Raw genomic sequence first — 21,359 nt, 5'->3', positions numbered from 1 at the left:
TTTTTAATAAGACAAGCCGTAATCGACTTTTATTACATCTCTTTTACTGTTTTTCAATATCTTCGCTATTATAAAATCAGAACATGAAAAAAAGGCTTATTGCATTTTCAATATTTATTACTCAGATCATTTCCGCACAGAATTATTCTCAATATGTCAATCCAATGATAGGAACCGGGGGGCATGGCCACACTTTTCCCGGTGCTATTGTTCCATTCGGAATGGTGCAGCTTTCTCCAGACACAAGAATAGACGGAAGCTGGGACGGATGCAGCGGATATCATTATTCAGATTCTGTGATCTATGGTTTTTCTCATACCCATCTGAATGGAACCGGAGTTTCAGATTATGGAGACATTATGCTGATGCCTACAATGGGAAATCCAAATCTGAACAGCAAAGATTATTCCTCAAAGTTTTCACATAAAAATGAAAAGGCAACCGCCGGATATTATACTGTTAAATTAGATAAACATAATATTGGAGTACGCCTTACAACAACAAAAAGAGTTGGTTATCATGAATACACCTTCAACAATGCAGGTGATGCCAATATTATTTTAGACCTCAACCACAGGGATAAGCTTCTGGAAGGTGAAGTAAAAATCATTGATGATAAAACCATTGAAGTTTTCAGAAGAAGTGAAGCCTGGGCTACCAACCAGTATATCTACGCCAGAATTGAGTTTTCAAAACCTATGAAAATTTCAAAAAAAGAAGTCAACGGAAAACAGGAAAACCATCTTTTTACCGGAACAAAGCTTACGCTAGCATTTTCAACCAATGTAAAAAAAGGAGAAAAAATTAATGTGAAAGTTTCTATTTCTCCCACAGGATATGAAGGAGCAGGCAAAAATATGCTGGCAGAAGGACAATCAAAGGATTTTGATGCTGTAAGAAAACAGGCAGAAGCTAATTGGGACAAAGAGCTTTCAAAAATTGAAGTGAAGTCTGATGATAAAAATAAACTAGCCGTTTTTTACACTGCTCTTTATCATGTTTTTACACAACCGAACATCAATATGGATGTTGACGGAAAATACAGAGGCAGAGACAACAAGCTGTATAACGCAAACGGTTTTGATTATTATACCGTTTTCTCACTTTGGGATACTTTCAGAGGGGCTCATCCGCTGATGACTTTAATTGACCGAAAAAGAACCGCAGATTTTATCAACACCTTCATCAAACAACACGAACAGGGCGGAAAACTTCCGGTATGGGAGCTGGCTTCCAATGAAACGGAATGTATGATTGGCTATCACTCCGTTTCTGTGATTGCGGATGCTATGGCCAAGGGAATTCAGGGGTTTGATTATGAAAAAGCATTTCAGGCTGCCAAAGGCTCTGCAATGCAGGATATTTTCGGATTGAATGCTTATAAGCAGAATAATTATATCAGCATAGATGATGAGCATGAAAGTGTTTCCAAAACCGTAGAATATGCTTATGATGACTGGTGCATTGCTCAGATGGCAAAAATTTTAGGCAAAAAAGAAGACTATCAGTATTTCATGAAGCGTTCTCAAAACTGGAAAAACCTTTACAATCCTAAAACCGGGTTTATGCAGCCAAGAAAGAATGGAAACTGGTATGAACCATTTGATCCGAGAGAAGTAAACAACAATTATACAGAAGGGAATTCATGGCATTATTCTTATTCCGTGCAGCAGGATATTCCGAGACTTATTGCTGCACATGGCGGAAAAGAAAAATTTGAACAGTTCATTGATGCCATCTTCACTGCTCCTGATAAAACAACAGGTAGAGAACAGGTAGATATCACGGGATTGATGGGACAATATGCTCAGGGAAATGAGCCAAGCCACCACATCGCTTACCTGTACAATTTTGTAGACAAACCAGAAAAAACAGATGCCAAAATAAAATATATCCTTGATAATTTTTATAAAAATACTCCAGACGGACTGATCGGAAATGAAGACTGCGGCCAGATGAGTGCGTGGTATATCCTAAGTTCTATGGGAATTTATTCCGTTACCCCAGGATTACCGGAATGGGAAACAACTACACCTTATTTTGATGAAATTAAAATTCACCTTGAAGACGGTACTACAAAAACAATTACCAAAAATACCGGCAGAGCTGAGCTTAAGAAACTTGGTTTTGAAAATGTAAAACCTGTTAAGGACTTTAAATATTCAGAACAAACAGCTTCACCAGTAATTGCTGCAGACAGAATTTTCGATTTTTCTGCCAAAGTTCAAATCACTCCTTTACATCCAAATGACAAGGTGTATTATATGACCATGGATGAAAGCGACAGCAATAAAAGAAAGACGTTCTCTACTTACAAAGGACCATTTTCTATCACCAAAACCACACAGGTAATGGCTTATGCCGAAAGAAGCGGAGAAAAAAGCTCTGTCACCACAGCCCAATTCAACAGAAGACCTAATTACTGGGATATTAATATTCTGTCAAAAGTGACTCCGCAGTACAGCGCCACAGGAAACCTGGCTCTTATTGATGGAATCAGAGGTGATGTTAACTGGAGAAAGGGTGAATGGCAGGGATATCAGGGACAAAATTTTGAAGCAATTATTGATCTTAAATCTCCTCAGAACATAAAATCTTTATCTTCCACTTACCTTCAGGACAGCAGAGCATGGATTCTGATGCCTAAAAAGGTGGAATATTACGCTTCCATGAACGGAAAAGATTTTATCCTTCTGAAGACCATTGACAATGATATTGATCCTAAGGATGAAAAAGTACAGATCAAAGATTTTTCTACGGAAATTCTTCCTACCGAAGCCCGATATGTTAAAGTAAAAGCTTACTACTTCGGAAAACTTCCGGAATGGCACCAGGGAGCAGGAGGAGATGCTTATATCTTTATTGATGAGATTGGTATAAAATAAGGAAGACGGGAGAAGGAAGATGGAAGTTTCTATTCTACGAATTACTTCCTGAAGTCAGTTTATATAGAATTTAGTTTTCAAAAAGTTAATAAAACAGACTGAAATTAATCTGTAAACTTCCAGAAACTTCCTTCTTCCATCATCAATCTTCCAGCTAAAAAAATTGCCCTTCAAAATTTGAAGGGCAATTTTTTTATCAATTCATTCTTTCCGACCATTGCAGAACTTCCGGAAGTTCAATATCAGAAAATTCGATGTGGATGACTCTCCTTTTCTTTCCGTTGGTGGTTCGGTTGGATCCATGAAGCGTTAAAGGTTTCATGATCATAATTCCGCCTTTTTCCACGTTGCAGATTTCTTCTGTTTCTACAGTCCAGTCAATAGTTTCCGGTCTGTAAATACCTTTTGCATGAGATGTGGGAACTACTTTCAAAGCGCCATTATTCTCATCGGTATCATCCAGATGGATTCTGATGGTATAAATATTTTCCAGAATATTCAGTGGCGGCTGTACCGCAAACTGATTCTTTTTAGTTGTCCATGGGCCAAAATCAGGCAGATCCAGCTTTTTATCAACAGAAATAGTCAGATCCTGATGATAGGCTACATACCAGTTGGAGGTTTCAGGCTTATCAAAATAAATACTTTTGACCACAAAATATTTTTCCCCGAAGATTTCCTTCACCACTTTCCGAATGTTTTCATTGAAAATAAGGTCTTTGATTTCCGGGACTTCTTTTAAAAACTGTCTTATGGCAAAAAGGGCTTCAGATTTTCTGAAATTCTCTTTTGAAGTGTCTATATTTTGAAGAACTTGGTTTATTTCTTCAAGTTCTTTCTGTGAAAACACATTATTGATAACAGCAAAGCCATATTCAAGAATATGGCTTTTATTGTTTTGTAAGTTATTTAAACTCATTGTTCTATTTAAATTTTGTCTAATGGTTCTGTCAACTGTCCTTCCCATTTGGAAACTGCTGAAGTGGCCAATGTATTTCCTAACACGTTGGTCATACTTCTTCCCATATCACAGAAATGGTCAATTGGCAGGATTAAAGCAATTCCTTCCGGTGGAATACCAAACATGGAACACGTTGCCACAATAATTACCAGGGAAGCTCTCGGAACACCGGCAATTCCTTTTGAAGTAAGCATTAATACCAATAGCATGGTGATCTGCTGTCCAAGGCTCATTTCGATACCGTAGATCTGCGCAATAAAGATGGAGGCAAATGTCATATACATCATACTTCCATCCAGGTTGAATGAATATCCTAAGGGTAAAATAAAAGATACTACTCTGCTGTTGCACCCGAATTTCTCCAATTCTTCCACCAATTTCGGGAATACTGCTTCTGAGCTCGTTGTAGAGAAGGCAATCAGTAATGGCTCCTTAATTCTTTTCAAAAGATCGAAAAGACGGTTTCCTAAGATAAAATACCCCACCAGTAAAAGTACCAGCCAAAGAACTCCTATCGCAAAGAAGAAGTCTCTCAGATAAATAGCATATACTTTAAAGATTTCAAAACCATTAGTTGCTACTACTGCTGCAATAGCTCCCAATACTCCCAGCGGAGCAAACCACATGATATATCCTACCATTTTAAGAATCGCATGAGCGATGATATCAAAAAGCTTCACCACAGGCTTAGAATATTCTTCTCCTAAATTGGCAAGTGCAACTCCAAACATCACAGCAAATATCACGATCTGCAATACTTCATTGGTAGCAAAGGCTTCAAATAAACTTTTAGGAATCATATGTTTGACAAAGTCTTCCATGGAAAAACTTTTACTGCTTTTAAGAAGCTCATCAGCAGAAGATACGTCCTGAATCGGTAGTTTTGTGACATGTCCCGGCTCCAGCCAGTTAACGAGAATCAACCCGATGAAAAGGGAAATCAGAGAAGCGGAAATAAACCAAAGCATTGCTTTTGTTCCTACTCTTCCAATCATTTTGATATCACTCATTTTGGCAATTCCCACTACTAATGTCGTAAAAACCAATGGAGCAATAATCATCTGTACCAATCTGATAAAAACCGTTCCTAACAGTTTTATGTTCTTGGAAAAAGGTTCTGCATTCTCAGGATACTTCACGTGTACAATACCTCCAATTCCAACTCCCACAAGAAGGGCAATGATAATTGCTATAAAAAGTTTATTCTGTCCTTTCATATATATAGTTCAATTTGCGCAAATATAATGGTTTTTCAATTGGCAGAAGATTTTCTTCAATGAGCATTAAGTTTACATTAAGTTTTTAATACCTAAAAATTAAAAGCCTGGTTTAGAAAATATTGTAAAAAAATTAAGAAACATTTATTGAATTTTTATTCTTTTGGTACAAATTTTATTATTACATTTGATTGTATAACAACATTAATAAATATACAATATGAAAAAAACTATTGCAATGGCTGCATTAGCTGTAGCTGTATCTTTCGGTGCTATTTCTTGTAAAAAGAAAATTTCTGATGCCGACCTTCAGACTCAGGCTACAACGGTAGTAACTTCTAATCCCAATGCTTCTGTTGAAGTAAAAGAAGGTGTAGCTCACTTAAGCGGTACTTTCGCAGATCAGCAGTCTAAAGATGCGATGATCGCAAAACTAAAAGCGATCAACGGAGTAAAAGACGTAATGGATATGTCTACTGTAGCAGCTGCTCCTGCTCCTGCACCTGTTGAAACCACTTCTGCTGTAGATCCTGCTGTTCAGAAAAAAGTTCAGGATGCGGTGAAGGATTTCCCTTCTGTAAAGGTAGAAGTTGTAAACGGACAGCTTACTCTTACAGGAAATGTTTCCGGCCTTCAGGCTAGAAAAATCAAAGAATCTGTAGATGCTTTGAAAATCGGAAAGTATAACAACAACCTAATCGTAAAATAATTATTAAAATGAGCGAATTACAAGATAAATATTCAAGCGTAGTTTCAGCGGCACAGTCTGCAGGAATTTCAAATCTTCAGGTTCAGGAGCAGGACGGGATTCTTTATGTTTCCGGAAACGCTTCCAATACTGCGGCTAAAGATGCTGTATGGAATGCTTTAGGAGCTATTGATTCTACTTATTCTGCTTCAGATATCAATATTGATGTACAGGTTGCAGGTCTTACTTCAGGAGCTTCTTTAACAGTAGCAACGGAAGATTCTAATCTGAATATCAGACAGGAACCTTCTACTGAAGCTGCTGTAGTAGGTAAAGCGGCTAAAGGTTCTTCTGTAACTCTAATTGAACAAACTTCTGATGACTGGTGGAAAGTGAAAACAGCTGAAGGTCAGGAAGGATATGCTTATTCAAGATATTTAAGAGCATAATTTCTATTAAAATATAATAAATTTTCATAAAAAAAGCATAGAAACATCCCACCTTTGGGATGTTTTTATATTTTTACCGTCCTGGAAAAAAACAATGAAGAAAACTCTGTTGCTACTGGCTTTGATGTTCACAGCATTTATTCTGCATGCACAAAAATTACACATCGATGGAAAAATATCAGATTCTGAAAAGAAATCGATACAAAATGCCACTGTTTATCTTTTGAAAGAAAAAGATTCATCCATTGTCAATTACACGGCAACTAATAAAGAAGGTAAATTCTCACTGAAGATTGATGATATGAAAGAGCCTTCCATTCTAAAAATTGATGCCGAGAAACAGTCTCCTTATTCGAAAAAATTTGAGAAAATAGATCAGTCTATATCTTTAGGAGATATTCAGCTTGAAAAAAAGGGTATTGTCAACAATATTGATGAGATAAAAATCACGGCATCACCGGTAAAAATTAAAAAAGATACCATTGAGTTCAGTGCGTCTGCAATCAAAGTACGACCTGACAGTAAAATAGAGGAGCTGCTGAAGCAGATTCCTGGTGTTGAGATCAGCAATGAGGGAAAAATTACGGTTAACGGGAAGGAAGTGGATCAGATTATGATCAATGGTAAACCTTTCTTTGATAAAGATGGCAAAATTGCCCTGCAGAATTTACCTGCAGATATCATCAAGAATATTCAGTTTACAACAACCAAAACAAAGGAAGAAGAACTTAGCGGGAAAGCACCCAAATCTCAGAATACCACCATCAACTTTAATATTGACGAAAAGAAAAATAAAGGATTGCTGACAAGACTTACAGTTGGTTACGGATCAGATAAGCGGTATGAAGCAAGCGGATTGGCCAGTTATTTTAAAGGGGACACAAAAGTAAGCATCCTTGCTTCTTCCAACAATATCAATTCACAGGGATTTTCCAGAGATGAGGTTTTTGACAGTATGGGAAGCGGCCGGAATGCATGGATGATGCAGGGCGGATCAGTCTCAACGGTAGGAAGTACGACGTATTACAATCAGGGAGGCGGTACAAAAGGGATTCAAAGATCTACAACCATTGGATTGAATTACAGTGATAAAATGGGGAAAAATGCTGATCTGGATTCTTTCAGTCTGATGCATTCCGATTCTAATACAGAAACAAGATCCAAAACTTCAAGATCTACCCTTCTACCGGATTATACCCTTCAGACCAATTCTGAGAGTAATGGAGAAAATGAATCCAAACAATACAGCTTTGATACTTCAGTAAACGTTAAACTGGATTCCCTGACAAGTATTTATTTTTCTCCAAGATTTTCAAAAAACAGCAGCTTTAGTTTTAATAACTCACGATCATCTTCTTTAAAGAATGGCAGCCTTCTGAATGAAAGTAATTCATATTCAAGTAATGATTCTGAAAATAATTCATTTAATCCAAACATCTATTTTTCAAGAAGATTCAAGAAAAAAGGACGTTCTGTTTCAGCTAATATAAACAGTTCTATTTCTGAATCTAAAAGGGATAATCTGAATCAGTCTCAGAACACCTTCTATCAGCAAAGCGGCACTACTGTTGACAACAGAGATCAGTTAGCCAAAAATAAAAATCAGAATAATACGTTTAATTTCAATGCGGGATATACAGAACCCATTTCCGATTCGTCCAGTGTAAGTTTTGAAGTAAAATATGAAACAAGATCATCCAGAGATCTTAGAAATGTAAATGATTTTGATAATGCAACAGGTGATTACACCAAATATAATCAACTTTTATCCAACAATATGAGGCAGAGAATCAATCAAATCTCTCCTGAACTAGCTTATCAGATCAACAAAAACAAACTCAACTTCTGGGCTTCTGTGCATCTTAATATTTCGGATATGAAAGTAAATTCTATCTTTAACGGACAACAATATGATCTGCAGAAAAATTTTGTACTGCCTGAATATGATCTAAACCTTTACTACCAGCTTGGTGAAGGAAAAAATCTAAGTATTTACAACTCCTCCAATTACACGATCCCAACGGCAGAACAGCTTACTCCGTATAAGGATGAAACCAATCCTTTGGCAACCTATCAGGGAAATCCTGATCTGAAAAACACTTGGACCAACAATCTTTCTCTATATTTCAGCAATTATAACAAGGTAAAAGATCTCAGCTATTATATCAATGTGGGCTTTACCTACAGAAACAATGATATCATCAATTTTACGAAATATGATAATGCAGGAAAACAAATTGTTACTTATGATAACGTGAGCGGAAATAAAAGCATTAACGCCAGCGGAGGATTAAGCAAAACCCTGAAATGGAACAACAACAAACTTACCATCAGTCCAAGGTTCAGTATGAATTATGCCTATAATAATGGTTTTATCGACGGCCAATCGTTCACCAGCAATTCATACAATCTTAATCCGGGACTTAACCTGGTCTATGAAATCAAGGATAAAATGACGATTAAACCCTCTTACAGACTTGGGTACAGCTTCTCAAACTACACCAATTATAGTATAAACAAGATAAATACAGCCAACCAGTCATTAAAACTGGAACTGACCAATTATATGCTGAAAGGTGGATTTGTATTTGGAAATGATTTTGAATATAACACCAGCTCCAATATTGCTCCTGGCTTTAAAAAAGACTTCTACTTCTGGAATACCAGTCTGGGCTACTCATTCTACAAAAAACAATTTACAGCAAAAGTGAAGATCTATGATGTTTTAAATCAAAATCAAAGCGTAAAAAGAACCATCACAGATTCTTATTTTGAAGACCGTGAAGACCTGATTCTGAAACGATACATCATGTTCTCTATCAGCATGAAGCTGAATAAGTTTGCAGGTAAAAAAATGTAATAATACAACACCATACTTTTATATATATATTTTTGATAATGGCCGGATCTTTCCGGCTATTTTTATGAATACAACCAAGATGTATCAATAAACGTGTTTTTATTTTTAAATTAGCAGCAAATTTTTTTTATGAAAATCCATATTTCAGTATTATGTATTCTTTTTTTCATTCTTGGAAAAGCTCAGAAGACGGAACAGAAAGATACTTTCGTTAAAGACAATTTCACCAAGAAAGAATTTTATATTCCGATGCGTGATGGAGTGAAACTTTTCACAGCCGTATATATCCCGAAAGATATATCAAACAAAAACAAATATCCGTTTCTGATGCAGAGAACCTGCTACAGCATTGCCCCATACGGAGAGAATGAATATAAAACAAAGGTAGGTCCCAACACCTATCTGATGAAAGACAAGTATATTTTTGTGTACCAGGATGTACGCGGAAGATATATGAGTGAAGGTACTTTTACCAATATGACTCCTCAGGTAGAGCGAAAAACTAAAAAAGATGTTGATGAAAGTACAGATACCTATGATACCATCGAATGGCTTTTGAAAAACATCAAGGATAATAATGGAAAAGCAGGTCAGTTCGGGACCTCTTATCCTGGGTTCTATACTGCTGTAGGAACGTTGTCACAACATCCTGCTTTGGTTGCTTCATCTCCTCAGGCTCCGATTTCTGATTTCTGGAATGATGATTTCCTTCATAACGGAAGATTTATGCTTGGCTATTTCAGAACATTTCCTGTTTTTGGAGTTCAGAAAACACAGCCGGAAAAACAGGCGTGGTATATGGATTCTTTCGTTAAACAGACTTCTGAAGACGGATTAAAGTTCTACAGAGATATGGGTACTCTAAAGGACGGATATGAAAAATATTACAAAAATAATTTCTTCATGACAGAAATTATGAACCATACCAACTATGATGAATTCTGGCAAAAAAGAGGGCTTCTTCCTCATCTGAAGAATATCAATCATGCTGTAATGACTGTTGGAGGATGGTTTGATGCAGAAGATCTTTCCGGTCCTTTGAATATTTATAAAACTATCGAAAAAACAAGTCCTAAAGCTAAAAATACAATTGTAATGGGACCTTTCTCTCATGGCGGCTGGTCTCAGGAGCAGGGTAAACATTTCCACAGCGAAACCTATTTTGGTGACAGTATTGCAACCTATTATCAGAAAAATATTGAAACCAGATTCTTCAATCATTATTTGAAAGGCAACACAAAAGAAGATGCCGGACTTCCTGAAGCACTAATGTATGACACCGGAGCTAAAGAATGGAAAGAATTTGCTTCTTATCCGCCTAAAAATGCTCAGAAAGTTAATTTTTATTTAGCTGATAAAACCTTGAAAAAAACTTCCGGACAAGGATATTCTGAATATTACAGTGATCCTAACAATCCTGTTGTAAGCTCAGATCACTTAAAAGATTTCAATGGCTTCACTCCGAAAAATTACATGTCGGAAGATCAGAGATTTGCAGTAGGAAGACCCGATGTATTGACTTTCACAACAGATGTTCTGACAGAAGATATTGCATTTGCAGGAGAGATTATGGCCAAACTGAACATTGCATCCACTTCTACAGATGCCGATTTTGCCGTAAAACTAATTGACGTTTACCCTGAAGATTTTAAACCTGCAGAAAAGAAAGATGGTGTTATATATGGTAACTATCATCAGATGGTAAGAAGTGAAATAATGCCTGCCAGATTCAGAAATACGAGAGAAAAGGGAGAGGCTTTGATTCCTAATCAGAAAACGGCTGTTAATTTCAGACTTCAGGATGTGGTTCACACCTTCAAAAAAGGACATAAAATCCAGATTCAGATCAGCAGTACGTGGTTCCCGCTTTTTGCGATCAACCCTCAGAAATTTATGGACAATCCGAATTTTGCCAACAAAGAGGATTATACCAAGGCATTTATTAAAATATATGATGACAGCTCCATTGAAGCTGAAGTTTTAAAATAAATTGAAAAAGCTGTTCGTCTGAACAGCTTTTTTGTTTTTAGGAACTGTTTTTTTAGGTTTCGGCTAAAGCCAGATGAATCTGTTTTTTTATTTAAGTGGGCTAAAGCCCACTCTTATTGATAAAATCCTGAAAATAAATTATTCTTCAATGGTTCTAAAGGTCAGGTTTACTCTGGGAGTTTTCACCTTTGTCGTGGGCGGAAGCCTGTGAAGCCAGTTATCCTGTGTAGTTCCTTTCATAATTAATAAGCTTCCGTTTTCCAGGAATACTTCTGCCTTTTCTTTGGTTGTTTTATGTTTAAATAAAAACTTTCTTTCCGCTCCGAAAGTCAGAGAAGCAATGGCTCCGTGTTTTTTCAGATCTGTTTCACCATCACTGTGGTAGGCCATTCCTTCACTTCCGTCATGATATAAATTGAGTAGACATGAATTGTAGGTTTCTCCTGAAACTTCCTCACATCTTTTTTTTAGTTCCAGTAATTCCGGAGTCCAGAATTTTGCATATTTTGTCCGTTTAGAATACGTATATTCAAAAGGTTTTTCTCCGAACCAGGCCACTTTTCTTTTGGTTAAAATCAGTTTTCCAAAGATGATTGCTTCATCATTTTCCCATGGAATCTGTTTCAGTAAATAGGTATAAAAAGAATCTGAAAGTTCTTTAGAAAAAATCTTTCCATAATAATGAACGGTTCCGTCATGTGGAAGTATGTTTAAGGGATAGTCTGATATTTCTTCAAAGAGGCTCATCATAGTTTTTTAATTAAATGCTTTATTTTGTAAAAAGTACAATGTAAAATGTATTTATTATTCTTATAGTTAAACACAAATTACACCAATATTTTTCACAAATGACACAGTAGAATTCATCAATAGGAATGGGTTTTAGCCCGTTTAATCAGGAACAAGAAACACATTGGCTTTAGCCAAAACCTATCAATACATGGTATTTCAAGAATAAATATGTGAACCTTCCCAACCTACAATCAGCTGTTTCCTGTCACTTCCCCAACGGTATCCGCCGAGATGTCCGGTAGACTGGATCACACGGTGGCATGGAATAAGAAATGCAACAGGGTTACTTCCAATAGCTGTTCCCACCGCTCTGGATGCTTTAGGGTTTCCTATTTTTTCGGCAAGGCTGCCATAAGTAGACAATTTTCCCATGGGGATTGTCAACAGGCTTTCCCAGACTTTAAGCTGGAAATCGGTTCCTTTTAAATGTAATTTTATTGTATTGAGTTTTGTCCAGTCTTTATCAAATATGGACAATGCATTCTTTTGAAGGTTATCTTGCAGTTCAGTAAAAGAAGCATTGGGGAACTTCTGTTTCAGCTCCCCTAATGCTGTTTCTTTATTGTCTTCAAAAGCCATATAGCAGATTCCTTTTTCTGTAGAAGCTACTATTATATTTCCGAAAGGACTTTCAGAAAAACTGTAATGAATACTAAGGCTTTTTCCGCCATTTTTATATTCTGCCGGAGACATTCCTTCTACCTTTACAAACAGGTCATGAAGCCTGCTGGTACTGGAAAACCCTGTCTCGTAAGCGGTATCAAACAAACTTGCTTTTTCTTCCTTCAATAGGTTTTTAGCGTGTTCAAGACTAATGAACTGCAAAAACTTTTTCGGACTTGTTCCTGCCCAATCTGTAAAGATTTTCTGAAAATGGGCGGGACTTAAGTGAATATTCTCTGCCACTTCCTCCAAACTTGGCTGAAGCCTGAAATTGCTCTGGATATATTCTATCGCCTTAGCAATTCTGTTATAATCTATCTGATTTTGTGTGGACATTGTATTATTATTTTACCTCACAAATTTCCAAAGAATATACGGCAGAAAAAATCCGATTCTTGCGGAATATTAGTTGTTGTTATAAATATCGTTATAAGCAAGCATTTTATAATATAACTTAGCGGCAAGGAAAGCTGTTGGCTTAGCCATTGGGGAATCCATTAATTCTACAATGTCAAATGCTACTACATTACATTTTTCAAATACTTTTCTTAATAATTCCAGTGTTGGATACCATTGTAATCCACCTGGTTCAGGAGTTCCTGTAGAAGGAGCAATGGAAGGATCAAAAGCATCTAAATCAATCGTGATATAAACGTTTCCTGAAACTTTTTCCAATACATCATTCACCCAGTTCTCGTTGTTTGCAATCTCGTGAGCAAAGAATACTCTTCCTTCTGGTAAATATTGAGCTTCTTCAGCATCCATAGAACGGATTCCCACCTGAACCAAGTTATGTTTCTGGTTCGCTTCAAATACAGCGCAAGCATGATTAGAAGTAGAACCATGGAACTCAGGACGTAAATCTGTATGAGCATCTAACTGAAGAACGGTAAGGTTTTCAAATTTCTCTCCTACTGCACGGATAGAACCGATAGACACAGAGTGTTCACCTCCAAATAAAGTAAATACTTTCCCTTCATTGTTCAAAAGTTCTTTTGTTTTCTGGTAAACAGCTTCTGTCATTGCTTCCGGGCTTGAATTTTCAGAAACTTCTCCTGCCAGATATACTCCCTGAAGGTAAGGTTCTGTTTGGGTTTCAATATCATAAAGCTCCATGTTTTCAGAAGCATCTAAGAATAATTCAGGACCTTTATCGGCTCCCTTTCCCCATGTTGAAGTTCCATCATAAGGAACAGTTACCAACATTACTTTCGAATTCTCTAGCGTTGCGTTTTCCTCGGGAATTCCTGCGTATGTTTTCATATATAATTATTAATTAAAAAATTAAATGATTGAAAAATTAATAGATTCCACAAAGATACAAAGAGTTTATGAGTTGGAGAGTAAGAGTGTCGGAGAGTTTGTGAGTTACAAACCTGCTACCTATCATCTATTACCTTTATTCCCTTTCCATTCTCAACTCAAATAGTTATTTTTGTACAAAACTCATTATATGCCTTTAAAAGCTGTTCTTTTCGATATGGATGGAGTGATTGTAGATACAGAGCCATTGCATAGAAAAGCTTATTTCAAAACGTTTGATGAATTGGAAATTGCTGTTTCCGAAGAGCTGTATACCTCTTTTACCGGGGCTTCCACCAAAAGAGTTTCTGAAACTTTGATCAATGAATTTAATTTAAATCAGACTTATGAATCCATTGCGGGAATCAAAAGGTCTCATTTCAAAGATTATTTTTATAATGATGATGAATTTGATTTAATCCCAGGGGTAAGAAAACTGATCGAACATTATCATGAAAATGGAATAAAGCTTATTCTGGCTTCTTCAGCCACCATGGTAACAATCAATATGGTTTTTGAAAAATTCGGGTTGGAAAAATATTTCAGCGGAAAGATCAGTGGTGCCGATTTAAAAGAATCAAAACCTCATCCTGAAGTTTTTTTACTAGCTGCAGAAATGGCAGAAGAACCTGTTGAAAACTGTATGGTGATTGAAGATTCTACCAATGGAATTCTTGCTGCACACAGAGCCAAAATTTTCTGTGCAGCTTACAGAAGTCCTCATTCAAAAAATCAGGATTATACGCTGGCAGATACTGTAGTTACTGATTATAAGGAACTCGAACTTGATAAAATTTCAATGTATTTCTAAATAAAAAGCTCTCAGAATCTGAGAGCTTTTGTTTTATAAGTTTTGGCTAAAGCCAATTGACTTTTCTATTGATTGTAAATGGGCTAAAGCCCATTCCTATTGATCATAAATTATTTATACCCAAGAATTTTCAGGATATCTTCCGGTTCCTGCTTTTCACGGAAAATTTCATATTGCAACTCACCGTTTTCATCCTTTTGGATCAGGACGTGTCTCGGCTGAGGCATCAGACAATGGTGTACTCCACCATATCCTCCAATTGTTTCCTGATAAGCTCCAGTATGGAAGAATCCAATATACAATGGCTTAGTATCACTGAAAACCGGTAAATAAATTGCGTTGGTATGCTGTTCGGAGTTATAATAATCATCTGAATCACACGTCAGTCCTCCTAAGAATACCCTTTCATAAGAATCTTCCCAACGGTTAAGCGGAAGCATGATAAAGTGTCTTGAAATCGCCCATGTATCAGGAAGAGTGGTCATGAAAGAAGAGTCAATCATATTCCATTTTTCCCTGTCATTCTGACGTTTCTGAGAAATGATTTTATAAAGATTCGCTCCGCTTTCTCCTACAGTAAAGCTTCCGAATTCTGTATAGATATTAGGTTCTTCTACACCTTCTTCTTCACAGAATTTTTTGATCTGAGAAACGATCTCTTCTACCATATACTGATAGTCGTAATCAAAATTCAAAGAAGTTTTGATTGGAAAACCACCTCCGATATTCAATGAATTTACTTCCGGAGCAATTTTTTTCAAACGTGCGTATACACGAAGACATTTATACAATTCGTTCCAGTAGTAAGAAGTATCTTTGATCCCGGTATTGATGAAGAAGTGAAGCATTTTCAATCTTGCATTCGGGTGTTCGGCAATCTTCTGGCTGTAATAAGGAATAATATCTTTATATCCGATTCCTAATCTTGAGGTATAGAACTCGAATTTCGGTTCTTCCTCTGATGCAATTCTGATCCCGATATTGAAGGTAGAATCAATACTTTCCGTAAGTTTATCTAATTCTCTGTAATTATCAAGAATCGGGGTAATATTTTCAAAACCATTGTTGATCATATCTGAAATATTTGTCAGATAATCATCTGTTTTAAAACCATTACAGATTACTTCAATGTTTTTATCTACCTTTCCTTTTTCGTAAAGGGATTTTACAATATCCATGTCATAAGCAGAAGAGGTTTCTATCGAAATATCATTCTTCAAAGCTTCTTCCAATACGAAATTGAAATGACTGGATTTTGTGCAATAGCAGTAGGTATAATTCTTTTTATATCCGGTTTTTTCAAAAGCTTCTTTAAACCAGCTTTTGGCCTTCTGAATATTTTGAGAAATTCTCGGCAGATAGCTAATCTTTAGCGGAGTGCCAAATTGTTCAACCACATCCATCAATGGAACGTCGTGAAACAACAAATTGTTCTCAGATACATTAAATTCCTCCGTAGGAAAATATAATGTCTGATCAATAAGTTCCGAGTACTTTATTTTCATTTCTAAACAAGTGAATTAAGAAATGCAAAATTGCTAAAAAAGTTTGATTTTCGGGTGTTAAAATTATTATAATTTTAAATAAAGACCCAATATTGTATCCTGCAAAAATTTATCTCTGATAATCAATAGGTAAACTTTTGAATATACTCTGTTCTTTTGATATCTGAAATTCCTAATACCTGCTGAATATAGGCATCTGTGGAACCATATTTTTTATCAATCTCACCAAAAGCGGCATCAAGGTATCTTTTTTCTACCCAGCTCAGTTTTTCCAGCACCTGTAAATCCATCTTTGGATAGATAAAATGTAAGCTATTGGCAAGGCGAAGTCTTTTCTGAACCATATCTTTTCTATAGTTGTTGGATAGAAGATATTCATTATAAATAGTCTCTTTATCAAACTTCAGTATAGTTAAGATGAGCGCTGTGGTAATTCCTGTTCTATCTTTTCCTGCAGTACAGTGGTACAAAACAGGATCTTCAGATTCCAGGATATCAGTGATGATTTTCTTTATGATTTCCGGGTTTTCCGTAACGTATTCCCGATAGAAATCTATCATTCTCTTGTCTGCATCAGAAGCATTCACTTTACCTTTCAGAACCAGTTTTTTTGCCTGGGCCAGCTGATCTCCCTCATCTTCAAACGCTGAATATTTTTTGTAAACTGTACATGAAGGAAGCTGATCAGGTTTCTGAGCAATTTCCTTTGAATTTCTAAGATCAATAATCTCTTTGATTCCCAATTTTTCAAGATCGTCAAAAGATTTCCTTTTAAGCTTATTAAGATGGGCACTTCGGTAAAGTTTTCCTTCTTTCAGTGTTCTTCCTTCTGTATTTTTAATATTTCCTACCGTCCGGAAATTGGTTACTTTCTTGATATGAATCACTTTTTCAGTCTCACTTTTTCCATATTCAGGGGTTTCAAAATGCTGTGTTTTGCATGAGAAAACACTGCATAATGAAATGGTGAAAACTGATATTTTGATTAGTTTATTCAATAATTTTTATTTTATGTGAGAATTAGTAACAAGCCTGTAAAATCTTTTCATTTGCCAACTTTCTAAGTTTTGGCTAAAGCCCGTTTCTATTGATAGGGTAACTACTCGATAAAAACCTTTAATAGATTGCAGGATATTCTATTTCACTCATTCCTACAAATAACAAGACATCACCTGATTCATATTCTACGAAAACTTCATCTTCAACGGCAAAATTCCGGGTTCCTATTCTCGAGGTAATACTTAGGATTTCATTTGTCAAAGGCCAGTTGAGTCCTTTTGTTGTAATATTATTCACTGATGGAAATGGATAGAGAGAAATCATTCTATTTTTCACTCCTTCTAATTTAAAATAATTGGGAATAAAATAATATTCTGAAAATTCGTCATAAAATTTAATGTTCATCCGGTCTTTGAATGCATAGGCAACGGTAAGATTTCCCAGAAAGTGATCCTGTTCACCTCCACTTCCTCCGAAAACATCAATCTCCAAAAAGCCTTTTTCCAAAATGATTTCCAAAGCTTTATGAAAATCTGTTTTCTCCTGATCCAATGTAAGGATAAATTTTCCCTGATACATATCTTCATCTGATCCGGAATGTGAATCAAAATCCCCGGATATAAAATCCAGCTTACCCAGAGGAAAATTCATTCTTTTTAAATAATGAAAAGCACCGTCTGTACAGGCAATCAAACTATAGTTTTCCGGATTGGGTAGCGATTTTGGAGCATCTCCGTTGATGAAAAGTAATGCTTTATCTCTCATTCGGGTTCCAGTATTCTTCCGGTTCGTTGTTCAGTTTTGAAATATATCTTGCCAACACAAAAAGATAATCTGAAAGTCTGTTTAAATATTTAATCAATTCAGGACGCACTTCTTCGGATTCATTCAAAAATACCAATGAGCGTTCTGCTCTTCTGCAGATGGTTCTTGCAGCATGTAAAAAAGTGGCAGATTTTCCACCCCCTGGAAGAATAAAATATTGAAGTGGCTCCAGTTTGTCTTCAAAAGCATCCATCCACTGTTCCAATTCTTCAATTTCTGTTTCTGAAATAATAATCGGAAGGCGTGATTTTCCGTTGGCCAGCATCAGTTTATCTGTTGGCGTAGCAGCCTCGGAACCTACAGTAAACAAATCAAACTGTATTTTCTTAAGTTGTTTTAAAACTTCTTCATCTGCGATATGACTTTTGGCAATCCCGATGAATGAATTCAGCTCATCTATATTTCCATAACTGTCTACTCTGGCACTGGCTTTAGAAACTCTTGTTCCGCCATATAATGCCGTCTGACCTTTATCTCCTGTTTTCGTATAAATTTTCATAGTACTAAAATACCTTTTTTTGTATAAAGTACAATGTAAAAAGTAGCAATAACTGCCTATTCTGCCTGAAAAAATAATTAGCTGACATTAATTCTAATGTCAGCTAATATTTGTAGGTGGGTTTTATATCTTTTGAAATTGCCTGTCCTTTTTAAGTATGACAAAGCAAATGTTAATTCTCTTATTTAGAGATTAAAAAGTATAATTAACATTGAGCTGAAAAGTTGTTCCGTTAAATCCGAACTGATTCACCTCCCAAGGATACTTAAATCTTCCTCCAAGATCTGTTACTATATCTCCTTTGCTGTCTATGACATCCGGATAAATATTAAATAGATTATTTACAACTCCGGAAACTTTAAGATCTTTGGTGATTTTATAGGTTAAAACTATGTCTGTAATGACCTTTCCAGAAAATGTCTGATCTTTAGCAGGATCAGTTGCATGCTGCCAGGTAACAGACCCAAAGTAAGTATTATTAAGGTTAAAATTAAACTTTGAAATGTCATACGAAAGACTAAGTATAGTTTTTGTTTTGGGTCTTGCAGAGGTAATTCTTGATTGTTCTTTTCTATCAAAAAAGTTTTCTGAGTACCCATTTTCAGCCAAAATATTCGGAACGGCAATATTATCTACTATTTTAGTTTCGTTATAATTGAAAGCTGCGATAACTCCCAATCTTCCTTTACCAATAGCGGAAGTATAATAATTTGCAACGAAATCTACCCCCTGGGTAACTGTATTTACAGCATTGGTGAAAAACTTCAGGGAAGTTATTTTATTATTGTCTAATATTACTTCCACAGGGTTTGTTAGATCCGGACTCCCAGGAGCACCTGTTTTGTAACCAATATCTCCCGAGAAAAGTACCCTGTCTTTAATTTTTATTCTGTAATAATCTGCTGTAATCGTAAGGTTTTTAAAAGGTTTTACGGCAAATCCTCCAGTAATGTTAAAGGCTTTTTCAGCATTTAATTTGGGTACACCAAGATCGGATCTTACAATTTGAGAGTCATTATTAAAAGTACCCTGATTAGCTACAGTATTCCCTGTAATTTTGGTTTGAACATTGGAATAATAAATCTGGTGTAATGAGGGTGCTCGGAATCCTGTAGAAACAGACCCGCGGAAAACTAATTTATCATCCAACAATTTATACCTCGCATTTCCTTTCCAGGAAACATTATTTCCAAAATCACTAAAGTTTTCATATCTCACAGTTCCTCCAATCAACAGGTTTTTCGTAATATCCCATTCAGCATTCATATAAGCTCCAATATTCTGACGATTTTTATTAACTTCATTTTGAGACTGCAGTCCTGGAAATGATTCTGCACCACTTCCTATATAAGATGCCTCTTCTCCTGCCCTTGCTTGATAATTTTCATTGCGCACTTCTGCTCCAGCTCCTAAAACAAGCGCACCAAAATCTCGGCTGACATCTATGTTTCCTATAATATTACTGAACTGGTGTCCACCTGCTTTAAAACTGGTTGGTGAATTTGCACCCAAAGAAACATTAATGGTATTTCCCACAACATAATCTACTGCATTAGAACCAAAAGTTGCACTACCATCAAAACTCCATTTTCCAAACATGCCTTTCCACCCTGAGGTTAAATTATAATCATAAACATCCGTTTTAAATTCAGGCTGAAATCCATTGTAAGGTTGTCCTTTTGGAGTTAATAAACCAAAATCAGAAGTTACCCAATAAGGTGTTCTATACAAACCATAACTGGTCCCATTCCTGTAAGTTGTACCACCAAAAGCATAAAATTTACCTGTTTCACTTGTTGGCAACTCAAAATTGACAAACATATTGGCAACTTTTGTGTCCGGCTGCCCTATAATCATTCCTAAACCAGGATTAGCTTGCGTCCAGGCATTATCTACACCAAAAAGTTCATCTTTTGTAACAGAACCTGCACGGTTAGTTTTATTTTGGGATGAAAATCCTAAGGTAAGATTCAGACTTCCATTTTTTGCAACCTTGATTCCTGTATTAAAATCTGCTCCGATATTAAAACCATCTCCTTTTGAAGTAATACCTGAAAAAAGATTGACTGTACTTTTTCCAACGCTGTTCTTAAGAATAATATTGATCACTCCTGCAATAGCATCAGAACCGTATTGTGCAGATGCACCATCTCTCAATACCTCTACATTCTGTAAGGCAGCAGATGGAATACTTTTCAGATCCGTACCTACCTCACCTTTTCCCGGTGTATCATTGACATAAATGAGAGCACTTTGATTTTTTCTTTTATTATTGACTAACACTAATGTTCTGGATGGCCCTAATCCTCTTAAATCTGCCGGATCAAAATGAGCCGTTGCATCAGAAACAGTTTGCTGTGATGAATTAAAAGATGGAACAGCGTAGGTTAAGGCTTTATCAAAAGTAGTTTGCCCTGTGGATTTTAATTGTACAGCAGAAATATTATCAATAGGAATTGCTGAGGTAATAATGGTTCTGGGCTTAGTTCTACCCGTTGTAACCACAACTTCATCTATTTTATTTTGTTTTATGCTGTCCTGAGCATATCCCATTGCACCAGCTCCGCTTAATACTAATACACAGATTTTTTTATTAAATGATTTCTCTTTCATGTGATTTGACAATTATTCAATAAATCTAATGAAAATATTAATATTAAACATAAAAATAAACCATATGGTATGAATAATATTCCATAAATCCACAAATAGTATTTATTTACAAAATAGAAGCAAATTCACAAACATCAAGTAATTTATTAATAAGATTAAAAGAAACGTAGTAATAATTTCCTAATTATGTCTGAAAAAGTGATTAACTTACATTAGGAAATAAATATGATTTCATTCTTTCTGAAAAGTAGTTTTCGTAGCTTGAGATTACTTCACCTATAGCTTGCAATGACTGTATATA

At 35.9% G+C, this 21,359-nt stretch carries 16 protein-coding genes; 6 read left to right on the top strand and 10 right to left on the bottom strand.

What is annotated here, in order from left to right; all coding sequences use genetic code 11:
• The first annotated feature begins 83 nt into the window (after positions 1-83).
• Positions 84-2,885 carry a GH92 family glycosyl hydrolase gene (locus tag SFA27_RS05305; protein WP_407296828.1) on the top strand — a complete coding sequence of 934 codons (2,802 nt, stop codon included), beginning with the start codon at positions 84-86 and terminating at the stop codon, positions 2,883-2,885.
• Positions 2,886-3,081: 196 nt separating this feature from the next.
• Here SFA27_RS05305 and SFA27_RS05300 read toward each other — a convergent pair whose 3' ends face one another.
• Both SFA27_RS05300 and SFA27_RS05295 read right to left on the bottom strand, forming a co-directional pair.
• The gene (locus tag SFA27_RS05300) at positions 3,082-3,804 is read right to left on the bottom strand and encodes a phytanoyl-CoA dioxygenase family protein (protein WP_407296825.1); all 723 of its coding nucleotides are present in this window, start codon (positions 3,802-3,804) and stop codon (positions 3,082-3,084) included.
• 8 nt (positions 3,805-3,812) lie between these two features.
• Positions 3,813-5,063, bottom strand: coding sequence for a dicarboxylate/amino acid:cation symporter (locus SFA27_RS05295; RefSeq protein WP_047378712.1), 1,251 nt, complete (start codon positions 5,061-5,063; stop codon positions 3,813-3,815).
• Positions 5,064-5,283: 220 nt separating this feature from the next.
• Between SFA27_RS05295 and SFA27_RS05290 the strand changes: the two genes are divergently transcribed.
• The 4 genes from SFA27_RS05290 to SFA27_RS05275 all read left to right on the top strand — a co-directional run bounded on the left by SFA27_RS05290 (position 5,284) and on the right by SFA27_RS05275 (position 11,049).
• Entirely contained in the window at positions 5,284-5,772 is a 489-nt protein-coding gene (locus tag SFA27_RS05290) for a BON domain-containing protein (protein WP_047378713.1), read from the top strand.
• Between the two features lie 8 nt (positions 5,773-5,780).
• A complete protein-coding gene (locus SFA27_RS05285) occupies positions 5,781-6,200 on the top strand; it encodes an SH3 domain-containing protein (protein ID WP_047378714.1) in 420 nt (139 codons plus the stop codon).
• A gap of 94 nt (positions 6,201-6,294) precedes the next feature.
• On the top strand, positions 6,295-9,060 hold the full coding sequence (locus SFA27_RS05280; RefSeq protein ID WP_407296822.1) for an outer membrane beta-barrel protein: 2,766 nt from the start codon (positions 6,295-6,297) through the stop codon (positions 9,058-9,060).
• A 129-nt stretch (positions 9,061-9,189) separates the two neighbouring features.
• Positions 9,190-11,049 carry a CocE/NonD family hydrolase gene (locus SFA27_RS05275; RefSeq protein ID WP_264517162.1) on the top strand — a complete coding sequence of 620 codons (1,860 nt, stop codon included), beginning with the start codon at positions 9,190-9,192 and terminating at the stop codon, positions 11,047-11,049.
• Between the two features lie 138 nt (positions 11,050-11,187).
• Here the strand turns inward: SFA27_RS05275 and SFA27_RS05270 are convergent, their stop codons facing one another.
• From SFA27_RS05270 to speB, 3 genes are all read right to left on the bottom strand, one after another.
• A complete protein-coding gene (locus SFA27_RS05270; protein ID WP_407298162.1) occupies positions 11,188-11,796 on the bottom strand; it encodes an alpha-ketoglutarate-dependent dioxygenase AlkB family protein in 609 nt (202 codons plus the stop codon).
• Between the two features lie 201 nt (positions 11,797-11,997).
• Entirely contained in the window at positions 11,998-12,840 is an 843-nt protein-coding gene (locus SFA27_RS05265; protein ID WP_407296820.1) for a bifunctional helix-turn-helix domain-containing protein/methylated-DNA--[protein]-cysteine S-methyltransferase, read from the bottom strand.
• Between the two features lie 69 nt (positions 12,841-12,909).
• On the bottom strand, positions 12,910-13,767 hold the full coding sequence (gene speB, locus SFA27_RS05260) for an agmatinase (RefSeq protein WP_047095921.1): 858 nt from the start codon (positions 13,765-13,767) through the stop codon (positions 12,910-12,912).
• Positions 13,768-13,957: 190 nt separating this feature from the next.
• Between speB and SFA27_RS05255 the strand changes: the two genes are divergently transcribed.
• Positions 13,958-14,617 (top strand): HAD family hydrolase, encoded by a 660-nt coding sequence (locus SFA27_RS05255; RefSeq protein ID WP_407296818.1) that lies wholly within the window; start codon positions 13,958-13,960, stop codon positions 14,615-14,617.
• 110 nt (positions 14,618-14,727) lie between these two features.
• On the opposite strand, the gene SFA27_RS05250 is transcribed toward SFA27_RS05255, so the two are convergent.
• The 5 genes from SFA27_RS05250 to SFA27_RS05230 form a co-directional block, all read right to left on the bottom strand.
• Entirely contained in the window at positions 14,728-16,122 is a 1,395-nt protein-coding gene (locus SFA27_RS05250) for a decarboxylase (protein WP_047378719.1), read from the bottom strand.
• Between the two features lie 122 nt (positions 16,123-16,244).
• Positions 16,245-17,120, bottom strand: coding sequence for a tyrosine-protein phosphatase (locus SFA27_RS05245; protein WP_407296816.1), 876 nt, complete (start codon positions 17,118-17,120; stop codon positions 16,245-16,247).
• Between the two features lie 118 nt (positions 17,121-17,238).
• Positions 17,239-17,886, bottom strand: coding sequence for a thiamine diphosphokinase (locus tag SFA27_RS05240; RefSeq protein WP_047378721.1), 648 nt, complete (start codon positions 17,884-17,886; stop codon positions 17,239-17,241).
• A complete protein-coding gene (locus SFA27_RS05235) occupies positions 17,876-18,445 on the bottom strand; it encodes a cob(I)yrinic acid a,c-diamide adenosyltransferase (protein ID WP_264517157.1) in 570 nt (189 codons plus the stop codon). Before SFA27_RS05235 ends, SFA27_RS05240 begins: the two co-directional genes overlap by 11 nt.
• Positions 18,446-18,637: 192 nt before the next feature.
• Positions 18,638-21,058, bottom strand: coding sequence for a TonB-dependent receptor plug domain-containing protein (locus SFA27_RS05230; protein ID WP_407296814.1), 2,421 nt, complete (start codon positions 21,056-21,058; stop codon positions 18,638-18,640).
• Positions 21,059-21,359: the final 301 nt, after the last annotated feature.

Origin of the sequence: Chryseobacterium sp. HR92 (genome assembly GCF_045689405.1) — a bacterium.
Lineage (GTDB): Bacteria > Bacteroidota > Bacteroidia > Flavobacteriales > Weeksellaceae > Chryseobacterium > Chryseobacterium viscerum_A.
The sequence above is the reverse complement of the archived record's forward strand: the minus strand, read 5'-3'. Positions and strand labels throughout refer to the sequence as shown.